The 24,787-nt window shown below is 37.3% G+C and carries 22 protein-coding genes; 13 read left to right on the top strand and 9 right to left on the bottom strand.

All coding sequences use genetic code 11. The annotated features are described in order from the left end of the window. The first annotated feature begins 168 nt into the window (after window positions 1-168). From SJY30_RS00255 to SJY30_RS00230, 6 genes are all read left to right on the top strand, one after another. Window positions 169-4,287 carry a beta strand repeat-containing protein gene (locus SJY30_RS00255; RefSeq protein WP_396633648.1) on the top strand — a complete coding sequence of 1,373 codons (4,119 nt, stop codon included), beginning with the start codon at window positions 169-171 and terminating at the stop codon, window positions 4,285-4,287. Window positions 4,288-4,289: 2 nt separating this feature from the next. Then, window positions 4,290-5,450 carry a hypothetical protein gene (locus SJY30_RS00250; protein ID WP_396633647.1) on the top strand — a complete coding sequence of 387 codons (1,161 nt, stop codon included), beginning with the start codon at window positions 4,290-4,292 and terminating at the stop codon, window positions 5,448-5,450. Window positions 5,451-5,454: 4 nt separating this feature from the next. Further along, window positions 5,455-6,627 carry a gliding motility-associated C-terminal domain-containing protein gene (locus tag SJY30_RS00245; RefSeq protein ID WP_396633646.1) on the top strand — a complete coding sequence of 391 codons (1,173 nt, stop codon included), beginning with the start codon at window positions 5,455-5,457 and terminating at the stop codon, window positions 6,625-6,627. Window positions 6,628-6,755: 128 nt separating this feature from the next. Then, on the top strand, window positions 6,756-7,490 hold the full coding sequence (locus SJY30_RS00240; RefSeq protein WP_396633645.1) for a M15 family metallopeptidase: 735 nt from the start codon (window positions 6,756-6,758) through the stop codon (window positions 7,488-7,490). A 39-nt stretch (window positions 7,491-7,529) separates the two neighbouring features. Further along, complete coding sequence (locus SJY30_RS00235; protein ID WP_396633644.1) at window positions 7,530-8,300, top strand: M48 family metalloprotease; 771 nt, start codon at window positions 7,530-7,532, stop codon at window positions 8,298-8,300. A gap of 134 nt (window positions 8,301-8,434) precedes the next feature. Beyond that, a complete protein-coding gene (locus tag SJY30_RS00230; protein WP_396633643.1) occupies window positions 8,435-8,602 on the top strand; it encodes a DUF6747 family protein in 168 nt (55 codons plus the stop codon). 107 nt (window positions 8,603-8,709) lie between these two features. On the opposite strand, the gene SJY30_RS00225 is transcribed toward SJY30_RS00230, so the two are convergent. Then, window positions 8,710-9,102 carry an ankyrin repeat domain-containing protein gene (locus tag SJY30_RS00225; protein ID WP_396633642.1) on the bottom strand — a complete coding sequence of 131 codons (393 nt, stop codon included), beginning with the start codon at window positions 9,100-9,102 and terminating at the stop codon, window positions 8,710-8,712. Window positions 9,103-9,325: 223 nt separating this feature from the next. Between SJY30_RS00225 and gpmI the strand changes: the two genes are divergently transcribed. From gpmI to SJY30_RS00210, 3 genes are read left to right on the top strand one after another with little or no spacing between them, the layout of a single operon-like run. Then, window positions 9,326-10,843, top strand: a complete 1,518-nt coding sequence (gpmI, locus tag SJY30_RS00220) for a 2,3-bisphosphoglycerate-independent phosphoglycerate mutase (protein ID WP_396633641.1) — start codon at window positions 9,326-9,328, stop codon at window positions 10,841-10,843. A gap of 30 nt (window positions 10,844-10,873) precedes the next feature. Further along, window positions 10,874-11,692, top strand: a complete 819-nt coding sequence (gene map / locus SJY30_RS00215; protein WP_396633640.1) for a type I methionyl aminopeptidase — start codon at window positions 10,874-10,876, stop codon at window positions 11,690-11,692. A gap of 9 nt (window positions 11,693-11,701) precedes the next feature. Next, entirely contained in the window at window positions 11,702-12,466 is a 765-nt protein-coding gene (locus SJY30_RS00210) for a class I SAM-dependent methyltransferase (protein ID WP_396633639.1), read from the top strand. On the opposite strand, the gene SJY30_RS00205 is transcribed toward SJY30_RS00210, so the two are convergent. The 8 genes from SJY30_RS00205 to SJY30_RS00170 form a co-directional block, all read right to left on the bottom strand. Then, window positions 12,467-13,480, bottom strand: a complete 1,014-nt coding sequence (locus tag SJY30_RS00205; RefSeq protein WP_396633638.1) for an FAD:protein FMN transferase — start codon at window positions 13,478-13,480, stop codon at window positions 12,467-12,469. After that, window positions 13,477-13,839 carry a Na(+)-translocating NADH-quinone reductase subunit F gene (locus tag SJY30_RS00200; protein ID WP_396633637.1) on the bottom strand — a complete coding sequence of 121 codons (363 nt, stop codon included), beginning with the start codon at window positions 13,837-13,839 and terminating at the stop codon, window positions 13,477-13,479. The genes SJY30_RS00205 and SJY30_RS00200 overlap by 4 nt, the downstream gene beginning before the upstream one ends. 75 nt (window positions 13,840-13,914) lie before the next feature. Beyond that, window positions 13,915-15,222 (bottom strand): NADH:ubiquinone reductase (Na(+)-transporting) subunit F, encoded by a 1,308-nt coding sequence (gene nqrF, locus SJY30_RS00195; RefSeq protein ID WP_396633636.1) that lies wholly within the window; start codon window positions 15,220-15,222, stop codon window positions 13,915-13,917. Between the two features lie 2 nt (window positions 15,223-15,224). After that, a complete protein-coding gene (nqrE, locus tag SJY30_RS00190; protein WP_396633635.1) occupies window positions 15,225-15,986 on the bottom strand; it encodes an NADH:ubiquinone reductase (Na(+)-transporting) subunit E in 762 nt (253 codons plus the stop codon). Between the two features lie 20 nt (window positions 15,987-16,006). After that, a complete protein-coding gene (locus SJY30_RS00185; RefSeq protein WP_036156129.1) occupies window positions 16,007-16,654 on the bottom strand; it encodes an NADH:ubiquinone reductase (Na(+)-transporting) subunit D in 648 nt (215 codons plus the stop codon). Between the two features lies 1 nt (window position 16,655). Beyond that, window positions 16,656-17,408, bottom strand: a complete 753-nt coding sequence (locus tag SJY30_RS00180; RefSeq protein ID WP_396633634.1) for a Na(+)-translocating NADH-quinone reductase subunit C — start codon at window positions 17,406-17,408, stop codon at window positions 16,656-16,658. A gap of 2 nt (window positions 17,409-17,410) precedes the next feature. Further along, the gene (locus SJY30_RS00175; RefSeq protein ID WP_396633633.1) at window positions 17,411-18,691 is read right to left on the bottom strand and encodes an NADH:ubiquinone reductase (Na(+)-transporting) subunit B; all 1,281 of its coding nucleotides are present in this window, start codon (window positions 18,689-18,691) and stop codon (window positions 17,411-17,413) included. A 3-nt stretch (window positions 18,692-18,694) separates the two neighbouring features. Then, window positions 18,695-20,044 carry a Na(+)-translocating NADH-quinone reductase subunit A gene (locus SJY30_RS00170; RefSeq protein WP_396633632.1) on the bottom strand — a complete coding sequence of 450 codons (1,350 nt, stop codon included), beginning with the start codon at window positions 20,042-20,044 and terminating at the stop codon, window positions 18,695-18,697. A 152-nt stretch (window positions 20,045-20,196) separates the two neighbouring features. Here SJY30_RS00170 and SJY30_RS00165 point away from each other — a divergent pair, with 152 nt between their 5' ends. The 4 genes from SJY30_RS00165 to pruA all read left to right on the top strand — a co-directional run bounded on the left by SJY30_RS00165 (window position 20,197) and on the right by pruA (window position 24,691). Further along, complete coding sequence (locus SJY30_RS00165; RefSeq protein WP_396633631.1) at window positions 20,197-21,438, top strand: DUF5103 domain-containing protein; 1,242 nt, start codon at window positions 20,197-20,199, stop codon at window positions 21,436-21,438. Window positions 21,439-21,464: 26 nt separating this feature from the next. Continuing rightward, on the top strand, window positions 21,465-22,589 hold the full coding sequence (locus SJY30_RS00160; protein ID WP_396633630.1) for a DUF3667 domain-containing protein: 1,125 nt from the start codon (window positions 21,465-21,467) through the stop codon (window positions 22,587-22,589). A 5-nt stretch (window positions 22,590-22,594) separates the two neighbouring features. Continuing rightward, entirely contained in the window at window positions 22,595-22,981 is a 387-nt protein-coding gene (gene apaG / locus SJY30_RS00155; protein WP_396635291.1) for a Co2+/Mg2+ efflux protein ApaG, read from the top strand. A gap of 81 nt (window positions 22,982-23,062) precedes the next feature. Continuing rightward, window positions 23,063-24,691 carry an L-glutamate gamma-semialdehyde dehydrogenase gene (pruA, locus tag SJY30_RS00150; protein WP_396633629.1) on the top strand — a complete coding sequence of 543 codons (1,629 nt, stop codon included), beginning with the start codon at window positions 23,063-23,065 and terminating at the stop codon, window positions 24,689-24,691. The last annotated feature ends 96 nt before the right edge of the window (window positions 24,692-24,787 follow it).

Below are 24,787 nucleotides of genomic sequence, written 5' to 3'. Positions count from 1 at the left end.
TTTTCCTACAAACCCCGAATTATTAATAATTTCTGTAACATACGATAAACATTGTACCTATAGACCTCTCTTGTTTGCCAACAAAATCGTCTACGTACACAACAAAATGTAATCCTCCTACAAATATTGAGTTAATTTCGAAAGCATAAACTATTCCCCTAGTATTTTATGTCTTCAAAAATTAAATTGCTCCTTTTTTTCATTTTATTTTCTTTCTGTGTAAACGCCCAAGTTAAGATAGGGGAAAATCCAAATAGTATTGACCCAGCTTCTATTGTCGAGCTTGAAAGTACAAACAAAGCCTTTGTACTTACTAGGCTAACTACTGCCCAAATGCAAGCGATGGCTCCCCTTAACGGTGCCTTGGTTTATAATATAGACACACAATGTGTGCACTATTATAACGGAGTTGTTTGGACAAATCTTTGTGACGGTCTTAATAACCCTATTTTCACCTTTGAAGATAATGGAAACGGGACTATTACACTATCTGACGGTAATGGTAACGATATAACTTTTGACGGTGCATCGCAAATAATATCCACTCTTGAAGATAATGGCGACAGTACGTATACCTACACCAATGAAAATGGAATAGAAACCAATTTTTCGATTGTTAATACCGACAATCAAAATTTACAGACCGACAGTACACCTGGTAATATCAGCATAGATAATGGTAACGCTATTACAATAAATGTAGAAGATGCAGATGCAGATGACCAAAACGAAATTCAGACCTTAGAGTATACCTCGGGAGTATTAACACTATCTAACGACCCAAATGCAACTACTGTGGATTTATCGGGATTTGACCAAAATGCTGCCGATGATTTCTCAGGAAGTTTCAATGATTTAACTGACCTACCCGTAAATTTAGATACAGATGCAACAGATGATTTCAATACAGGAATCTCTTTTGATGGAACCAACTTAACAGTAACGGATGCAGGTGGGGATGTTAGTACTAATATTAGCGGACTTGCATATGACGATACTGCCATAAGAGCGGATATTGATCAAAACGAACTTGATGCCGATAACGCTATCGCAGCCGTGGACACCAAAATAGATAACCATATTATTGCAGATGAAGATGTTTCCGCAACGAACGAACTTTCGGATCTGAGCCTGGACGCTTCCAATATCCTGACGCTAACGAACCCTGCAACGGGCACCAACGAAGTAGACCTTTCGGGATATGTTTCTACAGATGACCAAAACCTTGAATCCGCTACTCTTTCGAGTGATAGCGAACTAGGAATAAACATTGAAGGTGGTGAAGATGTTACGGTCGACCTTTCCGCTCTTGAGGAATCAGATGATATCACAGCTGTTCAGAACGATGTGGACCAGAACGAAGTGGATGCCGATAACGCTATCGCAGCCGTGGACACCAAAATAGATAACCATATTATTGCAGATGAAGATGTTTCCGCAACGAACGAACTTTCGGATCTGAGCCTGGACGCTTCAAATATCCTGACGCTAACGAACCCTGCAACGGGCACCAACGAAGTGGACCTTTCGGGATATGTTTCTACAGATGACCAGAACCTTGAATCCGCTACTCTTTCGAGTGATAGCGAACTAGGAATAAACATTGAAGGTGGTGAAGATGTTACGGTCGACCTTTCCGCTCTTGAGGAATCAGATGATATCACAGCTGTTCAGGACGATGTGGACCAGAACGAAGTGGATGCCGATAACGCTATCGCAGCCGTGGATACCAAAATAGATAACCATATTATTGCAGATGAAGATGTTTCCGCAACGAACGAACTTTCGGATCTGAGCCTGGACGCTTCCAATATCCTGACGCTAACGAACCCTGCAACGGGCACCAACGAAGTAGACCTTTCGGGATATGTTTCTACAGATGACCAAAACCTTGAATCCGCTACTCTTTCGAGTGATAGCGAACTAGGAATAAACATTGAAGGTGGTGAAGATGTTACGGTCGACCTTTCCGCTCTTGAGGAATCAGATGATATCACAGCTGTTCAGAACGATGTGGACCAGAACGAAGTGGATGCCGATAACGCTATCGCAGCCGTGGACACCAAAATAGATAACCATATTATTGCAGATGAAGATGTTTCCGCAACGAACGAACTTTCGGATCTGAGCCTGGACGCTTCCAATATCCTGACGCTAACGAACCCTGCAACGGGCACCAACGAAGTAGACCTTTCGGGATATGTTTCTACCGATGACCAGAATCTTGAATCCGCTACTCTTTCGAGTGATAGCGAACTAGGAATAAACATTGAAGGTGGTGAAGATGTTACGGTCGACCTTTCCGCTCTTGAGGAATCAGATGATATCACAGCTGTTCAGAACGATGTGGACCAGAACGAACTTGATGCCGATAACGCTATCGCAGCCGTGGACACCAAAATAGATAACCATATTATTGCAGATGAAGATGTTTCCGCAACGAACGAACTTTCAGATCTGAGCCTGGACGCTTCCAATATCCTGACGCTAACGAACCCTGCAACGGGCACCAACGAAGTAGACCTTTCGGGATATGTTTCTACAGATGACCAAAACCTTGAATCCGCTACTCTTTCGAGTGATAGCGAACTAGGAATAAACATTGAAGGTGGTGAAGATGTTACGGTCGACCTTTCCGCTCTTGAGGAATCAGATGATATCACAGCTGTTCAGGACGATGTGGACCAGAACGAACTTGATGCCGATAACGCTATCGCAGCCGTGGACAGCAAAATAGATAACCATATTATTGCAGATGAAGATGTTTCCGCAACGAACGAACTTTCGGATCTGAGCCTGGACGCTTCCAATATCCTGACGCTAACGAACCCTGCAACGGGCACCAACGAAGTAGACCTTTCGGGATATGTTTCTACAGATGACCAAAACCTTGAATCCGCTACTCTTTCGAGTGATAGCGAACTAGGAATAAACATTGAAGGTGGTGAAGATGTTACGGTCGACCTTTCCGCTCTTGAGGAATCAGATGATATCACAGCTGTTCAGAACGATGTGGACCAGAACGAAGTGGATGCCGATAACGCTATCGCAGCCGTGGACACCAAAATAGATAACCATATTATTGCAGATGAAGATGTTTCCGCAACGAACGAACTTTCGGATCTGAGCCTGGACGCTTCAAATATCCTGACGCTAACGAACCCTGCAACGGGCACCAACGAAGTGGACCTTTCGGGATATGTTTCTACAGATGACCAGAACCTTGAATCCGCTACTCTTTCGAGTGATAGCGAACTAGGAATAAACATTGAAGGTGGTGAAGATGTTACGGTCGACCTTTCCGCTCTTGAGGAATCAGATGATATCACAGCTGTTCAGGACGATGTGGACCAGAACGAAGTGGATGCCGATAACGCTATCGCAGCCGTGGATACCAAAATAGATAACCATATTATTGCAGATGAAGATATTTCTGCAACGAACGAACTTTCGGATCTGAACTTAGATGCTACTTCTAACATTCTTACCTTAACCAATGCGGAAGCCGGAGCAACAGGTGTAAACCTTTCTGGATATAAATTAACAGGTACTACAGGATCTATTTTCTTTGCGGATACCGATGGAACCCCTACTGAAGAAAATTCTGAATTATTTTGGAATAATAGCAGCAATAGTCTTGGTATTGGAACAAATACACCATCAAATAAGTTACATGTTTCTGGTGCAATTCGTTCTCAGGGCATACTTAATTCAAATGGAACTGTTGGCGAACCTTCGTACAGATTTTCAAATGACCCCAATACCGGTATGTACAGACCGGCAGCAGACGAAATTTCATTTAGTGTTGGCGGAATTGAAGCTTTAAAAGTGGAGGAAACATCTAACAACACTTCTGTAATAGTAAACGAAACTTTAGAATTAGAAGGTGCAGTATTAGATGAAAATGATTCTGCCGGTACTGCAGGACAAGTACTGACATCTACCGCTACAGGTACCGAATGGGTAGACAATTTCAACCCTGTTAAAGCAATAGGTAAAATTAGTTCTACCGGTACGATTACTAAAGCAAGCACCGGAGTGGCGGTCACAAGAATAAGCATTGGCTATTATAGAGTTACATTGCCAGCAGGCTCAGTATCTGATGCAGATTATATTATTCAATTAACACAGCCAGGTAGAGCAGGTGCAGGTAATGACGACCCAGGTATTTCTTACGCTAACCAAACCGCGACCAGTTTTGAGGTAATCATTGGTGATAATGATAATGGTGGTACAGATAGAAGTCGTTTCGATTCTGAATTTATGTTTACTGTTTTAGATTTATAATTATGAAGAAATTACTGATTTCATTATTCGTTCTAAGCATAGGTTCATGTTACGCACAAGCACCTACCGCAGGTGATTTGGTAGCTATACATTCGGCTACTTTAGCTGAAATAAATGCAATTGTTGACCCACATGAGGGATCATTGATTTACAATTCCGATGACAGCTTTCTGTATCAATTTACAGGTGCTTCATGGCAGAAACTTACCCCAGAGGGGAATGAAACGAAAATAATATCTGACGGAAACGTAAGCATATCTGGTTCAGGGACTTCGGCAGATCCATATATTGTGTCGTCAATTAAACCAACTTTTACCACCAACCCAGATGGTTCTTTTACATTTTCTAATGGTGTTGACCCAGATGTAGACTTCTTGCCAACTGTACCAGGCAACACACCTATTGTTTCAAATTCTGATGCCGGAACCGGTAATTGTAATTTATTTGGAACCAATGAAACCAGAAATGTAATCATTCAAGGTGCCTACTTTGACGGTGCTTCTACAGTTGCTATTACAGGACAGACAGTAAATTCGGTAGTTATTAACAGTTCTTCTCAAATAACCGCAAATGTTACTTCTGGCTCTTCGTTTGGAAACTATGATATTACAGTAACTAATAATGCAGGTGCCAGCACATTAGTTGGAGGGTTTGTACTACATGCATCAACAAATTTAACCACCACTAGTATCGCAATTGCAGATATGGTCTTGACAGGCTCTATGACCTATGATGGAAATACACTGACAAAGACAGCTACAGCTGGTTGGAATGCGCAAGGATATTCTCCTACACATGCCATTAGCGCAACAACTGGCGGTCACTTAGACTGGATTGCCGATCAATCCAACAAATACGTTATGATCGGCTTAAGCACTACCCCATCTACAAGTGCATCCTATACTAATTTAGATTACGCCATGTATATGGTAACCAACAGCAATATTCAAATTAGGGAAAACGGAGCAAGCTTAGGCTATGTAAGCGGTTATTCTGCTGGTGATAATTTGACTATAAACATAGACTGCTTAGGTAACGTAACATATTTGAAGAATGATATCGTCATATTTTCTTCATCTAAAAAAGCCACCAACCCACTGTATTTTGATTCGTCATTTCACGGTGTAGACGCCTCTATTTCCAATATAACAATGACCTACTAAAATCATGAAATTACTCAAAATCATACTTGGCTTCTTACTACTACAAAATACCATTGTAGCACAAGATGCAGTGCATAATTATGGTAATATTCAAATTCATGATGCCGGACTTGTTGGTTTTCATATGGATGTTATCAATAATGGCGCATTTAATCAAAATAAAGGGCTGGTAGGTTTTTATTCTTTTGACAAGGCTTTGACCATATCGGGTGGATCCAACCCCATGTTCTATGATTTTGAAGTTGCGGTAGACAATGATCTATACATAGACAACACCGTTCATGTTCAAAATAATGCCAACTTTATTACCGGTGATATCGTTACTAACAGAACTACATCAGAAGTAAACATAAATTTCTTAAACGATTCGTTTTATACTGGTGAATCAGATAATACAAAAGTTGATGGTTATGCCGCCATGAGCAAAAAATCTGAATTTACTTTTCCCATAGGTCAATTTGACAAACTACGCCCGTTGACCATTTCATCTATAAGCACTAACGATTATACTAAATCTGCTTATTTCTTTGAAGACCCGAATACACCAAGTGTTTTTGGTACCAGTTTTAATACCGGTATTACAGCAAATGAAATTTTAGCGGTCAGTGAATTTGAGTTTTGGCATTTAGAAGGTACTGTACCCTCTAAAGTAACATTGACCTGGGACGATGATAGCAATGCCAACCTTTACGGAGAGTTTATTTCTGACTTAAAAGTGGTAGGATGGAGCATTGAAGATATGCAATGGGTAGATTTAGGGAACAACAATGTAGAAGGCGATCTGGATAAAGGCGCAATAACTTCTAAAGAATTTACACCTAGCGATTATGCTATAATTACCATTGGAGGTAAAACGAATGATTTAGCTATTTTAGACGGCATTATTTTAGATAATTACTACATGACTCCAAATGGCGATGGCATTAACGATTATCTTGTTATAGAGGGTATTGAAGGTTTTCAAGATAATGTATTGGAAATTTATAATAGGTATGGTAGACTGGTATTCTCAAAACAAAATTATACTAACGAATTCAATGGTATTTCCAACGTTGATGCAGTAGTCTCCAAAAACGTTGGTTTACCTTCTGGCATTTACTACTATATCATTAAATTGAACGATATTGATTTTAAACATCAGGGATTTTTACATCTTACTACTTTAGAAGAAAATTGATCATAAATTCCAATACGATCAATATTCATTACTTTTACTTTATTATAATATGATTTACTACTTTCAAAAGTTTTTATCTTTTGTTTAGTTTGGCAAATCTTTTGCATTGAATAACACAATATATAATTATGCAGAGAAGAACATTTATCAATAGAAGTAGTTCGGCAGCTTTAGCCCTTGCCCTAGCCCCTAGTTTCTTTATACAAGAAGAAACCGAGTATGGTATATTAGAACTTATGGGCAAAGAAGATATTAAGTTGTACGGTAAGGACATCAATCTTAGAAAAGAAGCTCACGATGCTTTTCTTGAAATGAAGAAGGCCGCATATAAAGATGGTATTGACCTAAAAATAGTTTCAAGTTTTAGAAGCTATGACAGACAGGCTGCTATATTTGAACGCAAGTATTTAAAATATACAGACGATGATGGCATGAAACCTATAGATGCAATTGACAAAATCATTGAATACTCAACTATACCGGGTACCAGCAGACATCACTGGGGTACTGACATTGATGTTGTAGACGGCTATAGAAAAGTGGAAGGTGACGTATTGGTGCCCCATAAATATGAAGGTGACGGTCCCTACGCAGATTTTAAAAAGTGGATGGATGAAAATTCTGAAACATACGGCTTTTTTCTAGTTTACACAGACGAATCAAAAAGAAGAGGTTTTAAATATGAACCTTGGCATTACAGCTACGCACCACTATCAGTACCAATGCTAGAACAATTTAGAAGTAAAAACGTTGCTTCAATTATAATTAGAGAAGATTATTATGGGGCAGAGCATTTTACCATGAACTTTTTAAAAACGTATATTCAAAATAATATATTGGACATCAATAGAAACTTATTATAAGCATTTCGTACATTAGAACCTGTACTTTAACACGTTACCATGAGAAGAGGAAGTTGGAAAATTAGAATATTTATCGGTTTGGCCATTGTTGCCTTTGCATTTATACAAAAATGTAGTAATACCGAAGAGAACCCTTATACCGGTCGCTCCCAACATATCACCATGTCTGCTGACCAAGAAATTGCTATTGGTCTGCAAAGTGCTCCAGAAATGGCACAGCAACATGGCGGGCTCTACCCTGACCAACGTTTACAGGCTTTTGTAGAATCTGTAGGCAACAAATTAGTACAAAACAGTATAGCAAGAGAAACTCCCTACCAATATGATTTTCATTTATTGGCAGATGATCAAACCATTAATGCTTTTGCATTACCCGGCGGGCAATGTTTTATTACCTATGCGTTATTTTCACAATTAAACGAAGCTCAACTAGCAGGAGTTCTTGGTCATGAAATAGGTCATGTAATAGGTAGACATTCCGCAGAGAGAATTGCCGATAGCCAAACTTGGCAGACTGCAACAATGGGGGCAACCGTTGGTGCCGGAGATATGGGTAGTATCTTAGGTAGCATCGGTCAGAATACACTTTTAAAAAATGGTAGAGGTGATGAATTGGAAAGTGATGAACTGGGAGTTTTATTCATGATTCAATCTGGTTACGACCCCTATGAAATGATAAAGGTGATGGAAATTTTAAAAACAGCTGCCGGTCCAAACCGTACTCCTGAATTTCAAAGTACACACCCTGATCCCGAAAATAGAATTGCAAAAATCAAAGAAGCCATAGACAAATATAAAAACCAAGGTTAATCGGATTTTTTATACAGTTAGTCTAGTCAACTATTCCCCGCAATTAAATTTGTTTACATTTGGCAAGTCCCAAGCTTATTTTGCCATATTGAATTGCCTTTATAGCTATGATTTAATCATAGAAGAACACTATAATGGGAACAATTACACATTTCAAGAACTTGTACGTGCAGGCGTTTGAGAACTGTAGACCAGTAGTATTGGTTACATTTTTAAAAGTCTACTCTGTATTTTGTGCCCTAATGATATTTTCGGCACTGTATGCCTTTGTTGTCAGAGCAGCAAATGGATTTGATTTTTAACGCGTTTTACTCTTTTACCTGAACACTATTTGAAGTAGAATCTCGTAGTATTAAAAAGGGCTCAATGAAATTTCATTGAGCCCTTTAGTTATTTTAAAAATATAAAGCTAGCTTCCTGTTGCAGCCTTAATTACCTCCAATGCCTCTTTTGCGTTAGATAGTTCGGCGTAACGTTTGGCGGTATGACCTTGACGGCTCTGTATTTTTAAATCCGCCCCATTATTAATGAGCATTTCCAATACCGCTACCTTATTATAACGAGCAGCGAACATGGCAGGTGTCATACCTAGAGATTTCTGATTTACATCTTCCCCCAAATCAATTAAACGACTTACGGTTTCTAAATCGCCATTGATAACCGCTTTACAAAATGAACTTATTTCTGCCTTTTTCACAAGCTCTGTCGTAGAACTTGAAGCGTTTCTTGTTTTTTCTGCAGCCATTACAGTTGTGCCCATGGTAAGAGCTACCATAGATAATGTTAGAATTACTTTTTTCATGATGATTGATTTTAATTGATGAGTACAATAGTGTACACCTAAAAGACGCCGATCAGCACAAATTGTTTCATCCTTTAACAATGTTATAACTAAACTTTAACAAACAAATCTTCATTGAAAATGAAAAATTGTTGCGTTATGCCGCGAAAACAAAAAAGGTAGACAATCTAATAGCTTAACTTGGCAAATCATAGTATTTTTGTACTCTTAAAACCTAAAGAAGATGAACAAAAAAGTAATCTTAATGATATTAGATGGCTGGGGTAAATCTCCTGATCCATCTGTATCTGCCGTAGATAAAGCCAATACTCCTTTCATAGATAGTCTATATACCAAATACGCTAATTCCAACCTTCTAACAGATGGTATGAATGTTGGGCTACCTGAAGGACAAATGGGCAACAGCGAAGTTGGTCATATGAATTTAGGTGCGGGTAGAATCGTGTATCAAGATTTGGCTAAAATCAATAAGGCGGTAAAAGAGAATACGTTAAGTTCTGAACCTGTTTTAAAGAGCGCTTTTGAATATGCTAAAAACAACAATAAAGACGTTCATTTCTTAGGTCTTTTAAGTGATGGTGGTGTTCATAGCCATACCAATCACATTAAAGGGTTGATTGCTGCGGGCAAAGAATCTGGAGTTGAGAACATGTACCTACATGCATTTACCGACGGTAGGGATGTTGACCCAAAAAGTGGAAAAGGTTTTTTAGAGGATATTGTACACTTTGGTGCTGATAAAAACACAAAACTAGCCACGGTTATTGGTAGATACTACGCAATGGATCGCGACAAAAGATGGGAGCGCGTTAAAGAAGCTTATGATGTTATCGTAAATGCGGAAGGTGAAAAATCTACCGACATTGGTAAGACTATTCAAAAGAATTATGATGCCGATATCACAGATGAGTTTATAAAACCTATAGTAATGACCAATACAGATGGCACACCTGTAGCCTCTGTAAAAGAAGATGATGTTGTTATTTTCTTTAATTTTAGAACGGATCGTGGTAGAGAATTGACGCAAGTATTAAGTCAGGTTGATATGCATGAACAAAACATGCACAAATTGAACTTGCATTATGTTACGTTAACAAACTATGACGAATCTTACAATAATGTTCACGTTGTTTACAATAAAGATAATATTGTTGAGACATTAGGAGAGGTTTTAGCCAATGCTGGCAAAAAACAAATACGTATTGCCGAAACAGAGAAGTACCCTCATGTTACTTTCTTTTTCAATGGTGGTAGAGAAGTTCCTTTTGAAGGCGAATCGCGTATTTTATGCCCATCGCCAAAAGTTGCTACTTATGACCTTCAGCCAGAAATGAGTGCTTATGAAATTAGGGATAAAATTATTCCTGAAATTCAAAAAGGAGAAGTGGATTTTGTTTGCTTAAACTTCGCAAACCCAGATATGGTTGGTCATACAGGTGTTATGGAGGCTGCAATAAAAGCTTGCGAAACGGTAGATGAATGTGCTAAAGATGTCATTACAGCAGCTATAGATAAAGATTACTCTGTTATCGTTATTGCAGATCATGGTAATTGCGAAACAATGGTAAACAAAGACGGCACCCCTAATACGGCGCACACGACCAACCCTGTTCCATTAATTTTAGTGGATAAAGACATTCACCAAATCAAAGATGGTGTTTTAGGTGATATAGCACCTACAATTTTGAAATTGATAGGTGTAGAAAAGTCTGAATTTATGACCCAAAACTCGTTGGTATAAATTTAGACACACAAGAAAGGATAACATTTTATGATAAAATTAAAAACAGCCGAAGAAATTGAATTAATGCGTGAAAGCGCATTAATCGTTTCTAAAACTTTAGGAATGATTGCCTCTGAGGTTAAACCAGGAGTTACCACACTACAGCTAGACGCTTTGGCTGAAACTTTTATTCGAGACCATGGTGCAGTGCCAGGTTTCTTAGGTCTATACGATTTTCCTAATTCTCTATGTATGAGTCCGAATGCTCAGGTTGTACATGGTATTCCAAATAACAACCCTTTGGTTGAAGGGGATATTATTTCTATTGATTGCGGAGCGTTGAAAAATGAATTCTACGGGGATCATGCGTATACTTTTAAGGTTGGGGAAGTTAGTCTTGAAATTGAAAAACTACTTGAGGTCACCAAAAAATCGTTGTATGTTGGTATACGAGAATTTAAAGTAGGTAACCGCGTTGGCGATGTTGGGTATGCTATACAAAAATTCACTGAAGATCACGGTTATGGTGTGGTACGAGAATTAGTAGGCCACGGTCTTGGTAGAAAAATGCACGAAGGTCCAGAAATGCCAAATTACGGAAGACGTGGCAGAGGAAAGAAATTTGTTGAGGGAATGACCGTTGCCATTGAACCTATGACAAACATGGGAACAAAGAATATTAAACAACTTAAAGATGGTTGGACCATTCTAACGGCAGATGGTAAACCTAGCGCTCACTTTGAACATGATGTTGCTATTGTAAACGGAAAACCAGAGTTACTTTCTACCTTCAAATACATTTATGACGCTTTAGGTATTGTTAGTGATGAGGAAGATGAGTTTACTTCTTCTACCATGAAAAGTTAGGAAATACAGATGAAGAAAATTTTTAAATTTTTTCTTAACCTTGTTCCAAGGCCTGTATTAATTTCACTTAGCTATTTGGTAAAGCCTTTTTTTAAAGCATATTACCGAGGTAACACTTACGAAGACCCTATTGACGGAAATACTTTTCGTAGCTTTTTACCTTATGGATATGAAAGTCCGAGAGAAAATGTACTTTCTCCTTCCACCCTATCTTTAGAACGTCATCGCTTGCTGTGGTTATTCTTGAAAGAGGAGACCGATTTTTTTATAGCTCCCCTGCATGTATTGCATTTTGCACCAGAGCAAGCTTTCTATAAAAGATTTAGAAAACTAAAGAATCTTAATTACGTTACCACAGACCTAAATTCACCATTGGCAGACGTCAAGGCAGATATTTGCAACCTACCATTTGATGATAATACATTTGATGTTATTCTATGTAACCATGTATTAGAGCATATACCAGATGACACGAAAGCAATGTCTGAATTATATAGAATTCTTAAACCTGGTGGTTGGGGTATTTTTCAAATTCCGCAAGATTTAAACAGAGAAGCGACATTTGAAGATGATTCTATCACCGATAAAGTTGAACGTGCTAAAATATTTGGGCAATATGACCATGTTCGTATTTATGGTAGAGATTACTTTGATAAACTAAGAGATATTGGTTTTAAGGTAGAAGAAATAGATTATACCAAAATTATGAGCCAAGAAAAAATAGATAGATATCGTTTAGCCCCGGGAGAAATTATTCCCCTTGTAAAAAAATAGCTATTTAACTACTACCGATTTAAAACCTTCTGTTGAATACTCTTTTGTAATACCATTCTCATCTATATAAATGATATAAGCTTCTAACTTTTCATTTTCATTAATAAGTTTAAACGCTTCATCTAGATTCATCGCCATAAATGCAGTTGCATAAGCATCGGCAGTAGCACAATTATCAGCCAATACGGTTACCGCAAGCGTGTTTGAAATTTGTGTGTACCCTGTTATTGGATTTACGGTATGCACAAACTTTTTACCGGTTTCTTCATCTACCCTATACTTTCGGTAATTACCTGAAGAAGCTAATGCTTTATCGTTTAAATGTATTAGTATTTTAGTAGCTCTACTCCCTTCCATTTCAGGATCATCAATGCCAACTGTCCAAAACTTATCTTTAATCGTGTTTTTGCCTTTTGCAACCAATTCACCACCTACTTCTATAAGATAATTCTCAATACTCTTAGCATCTAACATAGTCGCTAACCTATCTATAGCATATCCTTTTGCAATAGCGTTAAAATCTAAGTAGATATTAGGATTGGCTTTTACTATACGATGATTATCATCTAATGTAACTTTATCCAACCCAACAAAGTTCAACAAGCTATCAATTTTTAAACTGTCCATAGAGATTTGGCGTTCAGGCCCAAAACCCCAGGCGTTGACTAACGTACCTACTGTAGGATCAAAGAAACCGCTAGTTTCTTGATGTATAGATTTAGAAAAATCCAAAACCTCCTGAAACATTTTATCGACAACAACAGTAGTATCTCCGCTATTAATTCTAGAAATATCGGACTCGGGAATATAGGTTGACAAAGATTGATTTACTACAGCAAATACAGAGTCAATCTCTTGTTGTAAATCCATCTCTTCAGGTGTAATAGAAATAATACTATAAGAAGTGCCTAATGCCCCTCCAGTATTCTGATTGCGTATATAATCTGTGTTATCCTGTTTACATGACTGTAAAGATCCTACAGTTACCAAAATAGCTAAAATGTATGTTTTCATATCTCAACCAGACCATCATAGTCCACTATATATTCTTCGTTCAAGTAAACTGGCAAATTATGATCTGTAGCATTGACCAAACCTACCCCTGCATAAAATGTGGTAGCTTCAAATTTAATGGCATGATCCTTCATTTTTTTAAGGTCAGACATAAAGAAGTCCATATCTTTTGGGTCGCCGGGGTATTCAATAGCCTTTACCACAACAAAGCGCATCTTTTTATCTTTAGTACACACAAATTGTGGATTCTTACGCAATTCACTGTTTACCGCTAAAAATTCAAAACCTTCTTCTTCCAATTGTTTTCCAACAATATTCATGGCTAAATTATGAAGTTCTTGTTCTGTTAGTACATGCATTTAAATATCTTTTTTATAAAAAAACCGATACATTACATATCGGTTTTTATACTATTCGTTTAAAGACTTAAAAGATTATCCTCCAAAGTCATCAAAACGTATATGCTCGTCTGGAATACCGAAATCTTCACCCATCTTCTGAACAGCTTTGTTCATTAATGGAGGTCCACAGAAATAAAGTTCAATATCTTCTGGAGATTCATGATGACTTAAGTAATTATCAATTACACAATTGTGAATGAAACCAACAAAACCATCACCAGGAGCATCAATATTCTCTTTTACTTTCCAGTTATCTTCTTCTTGAGGCTCTGAAAGTGCCAAGTAGAATTTGAAATTAGGAAATTCTTCCTCTAATTTATAAAAGTGATCTAAATAGAATAATTCTCTTTTAGAACGACCACCATACCAATACGTTACCTTACGATCCGTTTTTAATGTTTTGAATAGGTGATATAAGTGAGAACGCATTGGCGCCATACCTGCACCACCACCTACGTATAACATCTCTGAGTCTGACTCATTGATAAAGAACTCACCATAAGGCCCAGAAATAGTACAATCATCACCAGGCTTTAGGTTAAAAATATAAGATGATGCCACACCAGGGTTTACATCCATCCAACCATTTTTAGCACGATCCCATGGCGGAGTAGCTATACGAACATTCAACATAATCTCTCTACCTTCTGCAGGGAAAGAAGCCATTGAATATGCTCTTTCAACCGTTTCTGGATTCTTCATTACCAAAGGCCAAAGGTTGAATTTATCCCACTCAGCTTGGAATTTATCTGGAGTTTCATGTTCCTCTGGGTGTGCTGTAATATCAATATCAGAATATTTAACCTCGCACTCAGGAATTTCAATTTGAATATAACCACCAGCTTTGTAGCCCATATCCTCAGGAATCTCAACTACAAACTCTTTAATGAAAGATGCTACGTTATAATTACGAACAACTTTTGCAGGCCATTTCTTAATACCAAACACCTCTTCAGGGATGGTAATCTCCATGTCTTGCTTCACCTTTACTTGACAGGCTAATCGAGCACCATGGTTCAATTCTTTTTTAGAGAAATGTGGTGTTTCCGTAGGCAAAGCTTCACCTCCACCAGTAAGCACATGACATTCACATTGAATACATGTTCCACCACCACCACAGGCAGATGGTAAAAACACTTTTTGGTTACCTAAGGTAGACAACAAAGATCCACCAGATGCAACTTCAATTTTCTTTTCTCCATTTATCGTAATGGTCACAGGACCAGATGGAGAAAGTTTTTGTTTGGTAAACAGAAGCAATGCCACTAACACCATCAACAGTATTAGAAATGCGACAACAGTTATTAGTATTGTTCCGCCAGTACTTGCAGCTAAAATCATATTTATTTGTTTACGTCGTTATAAGAAATCACCTTTTCGTCAATTTCTTCGTTCTTATCTACTACTACTTCTTCTACAGGAGTTACTATTTCTGGCTGAATCGCCTGATTTACTTGTTCGTTAGCTTCTTCAGTTTCTTCTCCTCCGCCGGTTAACATACCACCAAAACTTTGAAAGCCGATACCCATTAAACCAGTAATAATAAACGTAATACCTAAACCTCTTAAAGGAGCAGGTACATTACTATATCTAATTTTTTCACGGATAGCCGCAATTGCTAAAATTGCCAAGAACCAACCAATACCAGAACTAACTCCATAATTAAATGCCAATCCGAAGGTTTCAATTTCTCTTGCCTGCATGAATAAAGAACCACCAAGAATTGCACAGTTTACCGCAATCAATGGTAAGAAAATACCCAATGAGTTATATAAAGAAGGTGAGAATTTCTCTACCACAATTTCTACCAGCTGTACCATTGTTGCAATGGTAGCAATGAATAGGATAAAGGACAGAAAGCTAAGGTTGTAATCCGCATATTCAGGACCCAACCAAACTAATGCTCCGTCTTGTAATAAATACTTATCCAATAACCAGTTCATTGGTACAGTTACCGCCAATACGAATATAACCGCTGCACCTAAACCAACTGCAGTAGCTACTTTTTTGGATACCGCTAAATAAGAACACATCCCTAAGAACACGGCAAACACCATGTTATCGATAAAGATGGACTTAAAAAATAATTCTACATGTTCTAACATAATTTCTACTTAAATGTCGTTTAATTTTCTTCTACAAGCGCAGGGTTTCTTGAACGTTGTACCCAGATAATGATACCAACAACGATCAATGCCGCTGGTGGAATAATCATAAATCCATTATTCTCATAACCTGTAGCATACAAACCTGTTTTTTCAATTGGATCACCTAATACCGGAATACCAAATAAGGTACCCGAACCCAATAATTCTCTAAAGAAACCGACAATTATTAAGATTACACCGTAACCTAAAGAGTTACCAATACCGTCTAAAAATGAACGCCATGGTCCGTTTGCCAATGCAAACGCTTCAAAACGTCCCATAATAATACAGTTCGTAATAATAAGACCAACGAATACCGCTAAGGTTTTACTTAATTCATAAGCAAAAGCTTTTAGTACCTGATCCACAATAATCACCAGGGTCGCAACAACAATAAGTTGTACAATAATTCTAATTTTGGAAGGAATAATATTTCTCATTAAAGAGATTACAACATTACCCGCACCTAATACGAACATTACAGAAATTGCCATTACTAATGATGCCTTCAATTCTGCTGTAATTGCCAATGCTGAACAAATACCTAATACCTGAATGGTAATAGGGTTGTTATCCGCTAATGGATCTGTAATAAGATTTGTATCTTTTTTTGATAGTAGTGCCATATTACTTTACTCTAATTGTTTCTAAATAAGGTTTGTATAATTTGACAGTTTCGCTGATCATAGCAGAAACACCGTTACCGGTAATGGTAGCACCGGCCAAGGCATCTACTTCATTATCATCTTTTGTTTTGTTCAATGGATCATTGTTACCCTTAGCAACAGAGATACCTGCATATTTGGTACCATCAAGAATAGTCTCACCTTTAAAATCGTCCATGAAATAACGCATTTTAATGTTAGCACCTAAACCTGGAGTTTCCCCTTTGTGATCAAAATAAACACCTTGAACAGTCATAGTATCATCTAAGGCGATAAAACCCCAAATAGCATCCCAAAGACCTTTACCGTACATAGGAACGATATAGAACTTCTCACCATCTTTTTCTCCAATAAATACAGGTAATTTATAATCTTCACCCTTTTTCATGGCAGCTAATTGCTTTTTTAAATCAATTAAATAAGCTTCGTTATCTTCGGTAATTTTATCACCCTGTATAACCAATTGCTCTTTGATATAACTGGCAAATTCATTTTCAACTACGTCTGTTGGTATAAAGTTTACACTACCGGCATCATCTCCATTTTCATTGACACCCATTGCATAAAGAATGTTCTGTTGCTTTTCAAAACGTTCGTTTTCTTTGATGTTAGGACTTAAAAATGAAGCCAAAAACGCAAGTATTGACCCAACTACCACAACCATAACAGCAGCAAAAACTACTGTATAAACGTTACTATCTGTCTTTAGTGCCATAATTAAACTGTTTCAGCTTTAAGTTCTTCTGCCTTACCATCTGAATCTTTTGGATAGATAGTTGCATTTTTTAATCTGTTCATTCTTCTCTTAATATTACCCCTAACAACATAATGATCTATTGTTGGTGCAAATACGTTCATTAAAAGGATAGCCAAGAAAACACCTTCTGGGTACGCTGGGTTGAATACACGAATCATCACAGAGATGAACCCTATAAAGAAACCATAATACCATTTCCCTTTATTTGTTTGCGAACCAGTTACAGGATCGGTTGCCATATAAACGATACCAAATGCCAAACCACCTACAATTAAATGTTTCCAGAAATCGAAACTCATTAAACCATAAAATTTACTTGATTCGCCAACCCAACCAAAATCAACAACTTGGTTGAATATTAAGCCCATTACCAATGAACCTATAACAGCACTTAGCATTATTCTCCAGCTAGCAATTTTTGTGAATATCAAAAACAAACCACCTAATAGAATTAGAAATGCCGAAGTTTCGCCTACTGAACCTGGTATAAAACCGAAAAACATATCTGAAACGGAATAGGTCATTTCAGCTCCTTTATTCTGAGCTAGATATCCTAAAATAGTTTCACCGGATATCGCATCGACGTTCGCACCAGCTAAAATTTCTTCTGAACGTTCACGTGCTCCGTAAACCCAAACCTTATCACCACTCATCCAAGTTGGATAAGCAAAAAATAAGAACGCTCTAATTGTTAATGCCGGATTAAGAATATTCATTCCCGTACCTCCAAATACTTCTTTACCTATTACCACACCGAATACCACAGCAACAGACAGCATCCAAAGCGGAGTATCCACAGGAACTATTAATGGCACCAACATACCGGTAACCAAATAACCTTCCTCAACTTCGTGTCCTTTAATTACCGCAAAAATAAATTCAACGATAAGACCAACTGCGTAAGAAACAACAACCAACGGCAATACCTTAATAATACCGATCCAAAAGTTATCCCAAGTCAGGAAGTCGTTCATTAAAGAAAAATCTGCCGGAAAACCATTAATTGCAGAATAGTGCTGGTAACCTGCATTGAACATAGAAAATATCAACACTGGTATTAGCGCCATGATTACCGTATTCATTGTACGCTTTAAATCATCTGCCGCCTTTACATGCGTACCGCCAGCATGGGTAGTTTCATCTGGCGAAAACAAAAAAGTATGAAAGGCATTAAAGGCAGGAGCCATTTTCTTGCCCTGATACTTCAGTTTAAGTTCGTGTAATTTGCTTTTTAAACTCATTTCTTATCCTATTTCTTGTTGCAATAAATCTAACCCCTCACGAATAATCTTTTGGTGTGGTTGTTTAGAAATACATATAAACTCAGTTAACGAAAAATCTTCTGGAGCTACTTCATACAAACCTAATTGCTCCATTTCATCCAAATCTTTAACCATACAAGCTTTTAAAAGCTGCATTGGAAAAATATCCATCGGAAAAACTTTTTCATATTGCCCCGTTACCACGAAAGCCCTATGCTCACCGTTGGTATTGGTATCTAAATCATATTTCTTATTTGGCTGCATCCAAGAGAAAGTCAATGCCCTGGTTGCCGAAATTTTATTGAAAACGGGTTTATTCCATCCAAACAACTCATAATCGTCTCCTTCTGGTATAACAGTTACCGTATTATTATAGTAGCCTAAATAACCGTCTGGCTTACTTTTAGAACCTGTAAGCACATCACCGTTTATAACTCTAAAATTTTCTTCATTTACACCACTAGCATACAAGAACGTAGAAATCTCTGCCCCTATTTTAGTTGTATAATATTTAGGCGCCTTTACCGAAGAACCTGCAAGAGCTATAGTACGCTCTGCATTGAATGTACCTGTCAATAAATATTCACCTATTATAATTAAATCTTGAGGTGTAACAGTCCATACCAACTCCCCTTTATTAATAGGGTCTAATTTATTGATCTGTGTTCCAACCAAACCTGAAGGGTGTGGTCCAGAAACATTATGTAGCTCAATACCGTTCATTGTGGACAATGGCGATTTGCTAGAACCTACAGATACATGTACTTTACCAGGCGTTAATTTACCCAAAGCAATTATTGCCGTTTGCAATTCTTTTTCCTTTCCTTGCAATACATAATCCAAATCTGCCTGTAAAGGTCCGCTTGAATAACCGGAAATAAAAATTGATTTAGGGGTAGTATCAGGATTAGCGACTACATCATAAGGTCTTTGTTTAATAAATGGCCAACAACCACTTTTCAACAAAACTTCTTTCAGTTGCTCCTTAGATGCTTTTTCAACATCTAACGCTGTACCTGAAAACGCTTCTTGCGTTTTATCTGCCAATATCTTTAAGGTCAAAATACGTCTTCTATCTCCTCTTTCAATCTCTATAAGCTCACCGCTTACAGGAGAAACAAAAAGCATATCTTCTATGTTTTTGTTGTAAAACAAAGGTTCTCCCGCTTTTACCTCGGCACCTTGTTTAACCATCATTTTTGGAGTAATTCCGTGAAAATCACTTAACTGTATTGCATAAACATTACTCAAGACAGCTTTTGAAGTAGTCTGTTCTGCGGTGCCCACCAATTTAATGTCGAGCCCTTTCTTAATTCGAATGTCTTTTGACATGTGCGTTTAGACCTTTAGGTTATCAAAATTTGAGCAAATTTAAGTACAAAAAGTTCGTTTTCATAATTATTGTCCGATAATTTAGACAATAGAACGAGCTATATTTTTTAGGCATCCTTTTTGTTTACCTTTACTGTAAAAAAAAGGGTATAATGCGCATTTTCTTCAAACATTTTATTTGTCTGTTATTTTTACAGAATTTGGTTGCTCAAGTTCAGACAGAGATAAATCCGCCAGAAAACATAAAATCCGTAGTTTTCAAAGGACCTACGGAAGATCAATTTCCCGTAATTAAAATAGGAGAACCAATCTACCTTGAGTTCGATGATATTTTAGGCAACGAACAGGACTACTATTATAAGGTAATACATTGCGATTATGATTGGACCCCTTCTTCCCTATTGAAATCACAGTACTTAGACGGTGTTGATAACCAGCGCATCACCAACTACGAGAATAGTTATAGCACTTTGCAGTCCTATTCCAATTACCAGCTGACCATACCCAACGACAATGTTAGACTTAAAGTGAGCGGTAATTATTTAATAGAAATTTACAACAGCTACAACGAACTACAGTTTTCAAGAAGGTTTGTCGTTTATAAAGATATTGTATCGGTAGCCACTGAAGTAAAGCGCTCACGAGATTTTAATTTTATCAATGAAAAACAAGTGGTACAATTCAGCATCAACTCAAACTCTTTAAGATTGATCAACCCTAAAAAAGAGGTTAAAGTCGCCATTCTGCAAAATCATTATTGGCCAACTACAATAACCAATATACCGCCGCAATATACCATTGGAAGCGAGTTGGTCTATAAATACGACCAAGAAACCGCTTTTTATGGTGGCAATGAGTATTTGCTGTTTGACACCAGCGACCTAAGGGCTCCTAGTTCACAAATTTCAAGTATAGATTTAACCGACCTATATAATCATTATTTATTTTCCGATGATTTCAGAAACGATAAAGCTTACACCTATTTTCCTGATATAAATGGTGATTTTGTCGTTAGAACCTTACAAGGCGACAATGCCTCTAGAGAAGCTGAATACACCAATGTTTATTTTAGCCTGCCCTACACCGAATTCATTGCCCTAGACGATGTCTACATTTTTGGCAAATTCAACAATTACGCACTTACCGATGAAAACAAAATGATCTACAATGAAAAGAACGGTATGTTAGAGGCAACATTAAAAATGAAACAGGGTTTCTATAATTACAAATATGCCGTTAAAGGTAAAGACGGAGTTAAACTAAACGACGTTAGCGGCAACTTTCATTTTACAGAAAACAACTATTTGGTGCTCGTATATTACCGTAATTTCGGAGACATGTACGATAGTATAATAGGTATAGGGTCTGCCAATTCTAGAAATATCACCAACTAGCTGTATATTTACGTTTTTCATCATTTATGGAAAACAAACCAACCACTCAACCCAAAGGAAGATTCGAACTTAAATACAGGGGTGTAGACTGCCTAAACTGTGGTCACCCGCTGCAATTGAGTGATAAATTTTGCCCAAATTGCTCACAGGCCAATAGCACAAAAAAACTTACACTATTAGATTTTTTTGAAGAATTTCTAGCCAACTACCTATCTTATGATTCTAAGTTGTGGCGTACTTTGGCCGCACTTTTATTAAAACCCGGTAAAATCACTAAAGAATATATTTCTGGCAGAAGATTATCATACACCAACCCTTTTCGTTTTTTATTGAGCCTAGCTATTATTTATTTTTTGATCATTAGTTTCAATAATGAATTTGACTCGTTCAACAAATACGGTTACAACAACCAAAAACCAATATTTGACCTGAACAAAGAATTTGACAAACTAGAATTCGATAGCGAAGAAGAAAGAGAATTAGCATTGAAGCAAATAGATTCTCTTAAAATAAATAAGTATTTCAAGAATAAAATCAGCAATAAAGATTCAATCATATTAAATAATCCCACAAATTATTTTAAGGAAATCAATAACGAGAATATAGCGTATAGATTTTTAGAAAAAATCGACTTCTTCAACACCATAGTCAAACACGATACTATTTATTATTTTAACCAAGGAGTAACCAAATTTGAAATACCCGAAAATCGAGAAAACGAAATGGCTTTCAACTTGTCAAACAAGTTGTTGGACATTGAAAAACGGCCCGGTTCATTTATAAGCTCACTAATCTCAAAACTACCGTTCACTACATTTTTCTTTCTTCCGTTTTTTTCATTTTTCATTTGGATGGTCTATATCAGAAAAAAACACACTTATACCGATCATTTAATCTTTAGCTTTCACAATCAGTCTTTATTATTTATCTTGCTCATTGTTAGTAATTTGCTCAACGCATTGTTCAGTTTTAGAAGCGAAGGATTCTTTATTTTAATATTCGCCATTTACCTTTACAAAGCAATGCGCAATTTCTATCAACAAGGAAGAGTTAAAACGGTTATAAAGTATTTTTTCCTAAACACTATATTTTTTATCTTAGGGGTATTAGCAATAACCATATTAATAGCACAAAGCGTATTTACATATTAAATATGATGATAACACAGGTTACTAAAGGCATAAAAATTTCGGTTCAAACTACTTTTGAAGGCACGTTCTTCAAAAACTACAAAATGCATTATGCTTTCGGGTATACAATTACAATTGAGAACCAAAGTAAAGACGCCGTACAATTAACCTCTCGTCATTGGAAAACATACGACTCACTAAATGACATGGAAACTTTAGACGGTGAAGGTGTTATTGGTAAGAAACCAGTAATTCAGCCAGGGGAATCTCACACTTACAATTCTGGTTGTTTACTTACTTCGCCTATTGGCGCAATGAAAGGTCATTACAATATGGTTACCATGGATAGTACTGAAAAATTCAGGGTCTATATTCCAACTTTCAAATTTAGCGCACCTTTTGCTTTAAACTAAAGCCAAATACACCTCCAATAGTTTTTAGTCCAATACCCTTTTAGTACCTTTGGTCAACTTTTTAATATAAAAATTTAGACAATGGGTAAAGGATTTTTTCAAGTTCCTGCAGCATTTAATGAACCAATTAAAGGCTATGCTCCTGGATCTCCTGAAAGAGAAGCAGTTTTGGAACAATACAAAGCATATTTCAACGACAAGATAGATGTACCTATGTACATTGGTTCTGAAGAGGTACGCACTGGCAACACCAAGCCAATGTCCCCACCACATGATCACAAGCACATTGTTGGTACTTACCACACCGCAAATAAAGAAAATGTACAGTCTGCCATTGATAATTGCTTAGCGTCAAGAGATGCATGGGCAAATTTAACTTGGGAACAGCGTGCTGCAATTTTCTTAAAAGCAGCCGAGCTGATTGCCGGACCTTACCGTGCAAAAATCAACGCGGCCACTATGATCGCACAATCTAAAAACATTCACCAAGCAGAAATAGATGCCGCATGCGAGTTAATTGACTTTTTACGTTTTAACGTAGAATACATGTCTCAAATTTATGCCGAGCAACCAGACTCTGCCGAAGGTATTTGGAACAGAGTGGAATATCGTCCATTAGAAGGATTTGTTTACGCTATTACCCCATTTAACTTTACGGCCATAGCCGGTAACCTTCCTGCAAGTGCAGCTATGATGGGTAACGTTGTGGTATGGAAACCTAGTGATTCTCAAATTTTCTCTGCGAAGGTTATTGTCGATATTTTCAAAGAAGCAGGTTTACCTGACGGAGTTATAAACGTAGTGTACGGCGACCCGGTTATGATTACCGATACTGTACTAAGCAGCCCTGACTTTTCCGGACTACACTTTACGGGTTCGACACATGTCTTCAAAGAACTTTGGAAACAGATAGGAAACAACATACACACCTACAAAACATACCCGAAAATAGTTGGTGAAACTGGTGGTAAAGATTTTATTCTTGCACACCCTACCGCTAATACTAAACAAGTAGCAACGGCTATTTCTAGAGGTGCATTTGAATTTCAAGGTCAAAAATGTAGTGCTGCCTCAAGAGTATATTTACCAAAATCTACTTCTAAAGAGATTCTAGAATTTGTTAAGGCCGATATTGCATCTTTCAACAAACCAGGTTCGCCTGAAGATATGAGCAACTTTATTACCGCTGTTATTCACGAAGGTTCTTTTGACAAATTGGCGAAGTACATTACGCAGGCTAAAGAAGATGAAAATGCCGAAATATATGCAGGTGGTTCTTTTGACAAATCTAAAGGGTACTTCATTGAACCAACGGTTATCTTAACAACAGATCCTAAATACACTACTATGGAAACTGAATTATTCGGTCCTGTAGTTACAATTTATGTTTATGATGACAAAGATTGGAGCGAAACATTACAATTAATTGATGGTACTTCTGAGTACGCACTTACTGGCGCTGTACTTTCACAAGACAGATATGCTATTGACGAAGCTACAAAAGCATTACAAAACTGTGCAGGTAACTTCTATATTAATGACAAACCTACAGGTGCCGTTGTTGGCCAACAACCATTTGGTGGCGCAAGAGCATCTGGAACAAACGATAAGGCTGGATCAGCTCAAAACCTTTTACGTTGGGTTTCTCCAAGATTGATCAAAGAGACTTTTGTTACCCCTGTAGATTACAGGTATCCGTTTTTAGGATAAGAAAAAGCAACTTTAAAGGCTGAATGTAAATTCAGCCTTTTTTTTGACATAACGCTACTTTTAGCTTAAATTACAAGTATTACAAATTACTTTTAA

This window comes from Maribacter sp. R86514, assembly GCF_044597005.1.
Lineage (GTDB): Bacteria > Bacteroidota > Bacteroidia > Flavobacteriales > Flavobacteriaceae > Maribacter.
This window is presented reverse-complemented; position numbering and strand designations above follow the sequence as displayed.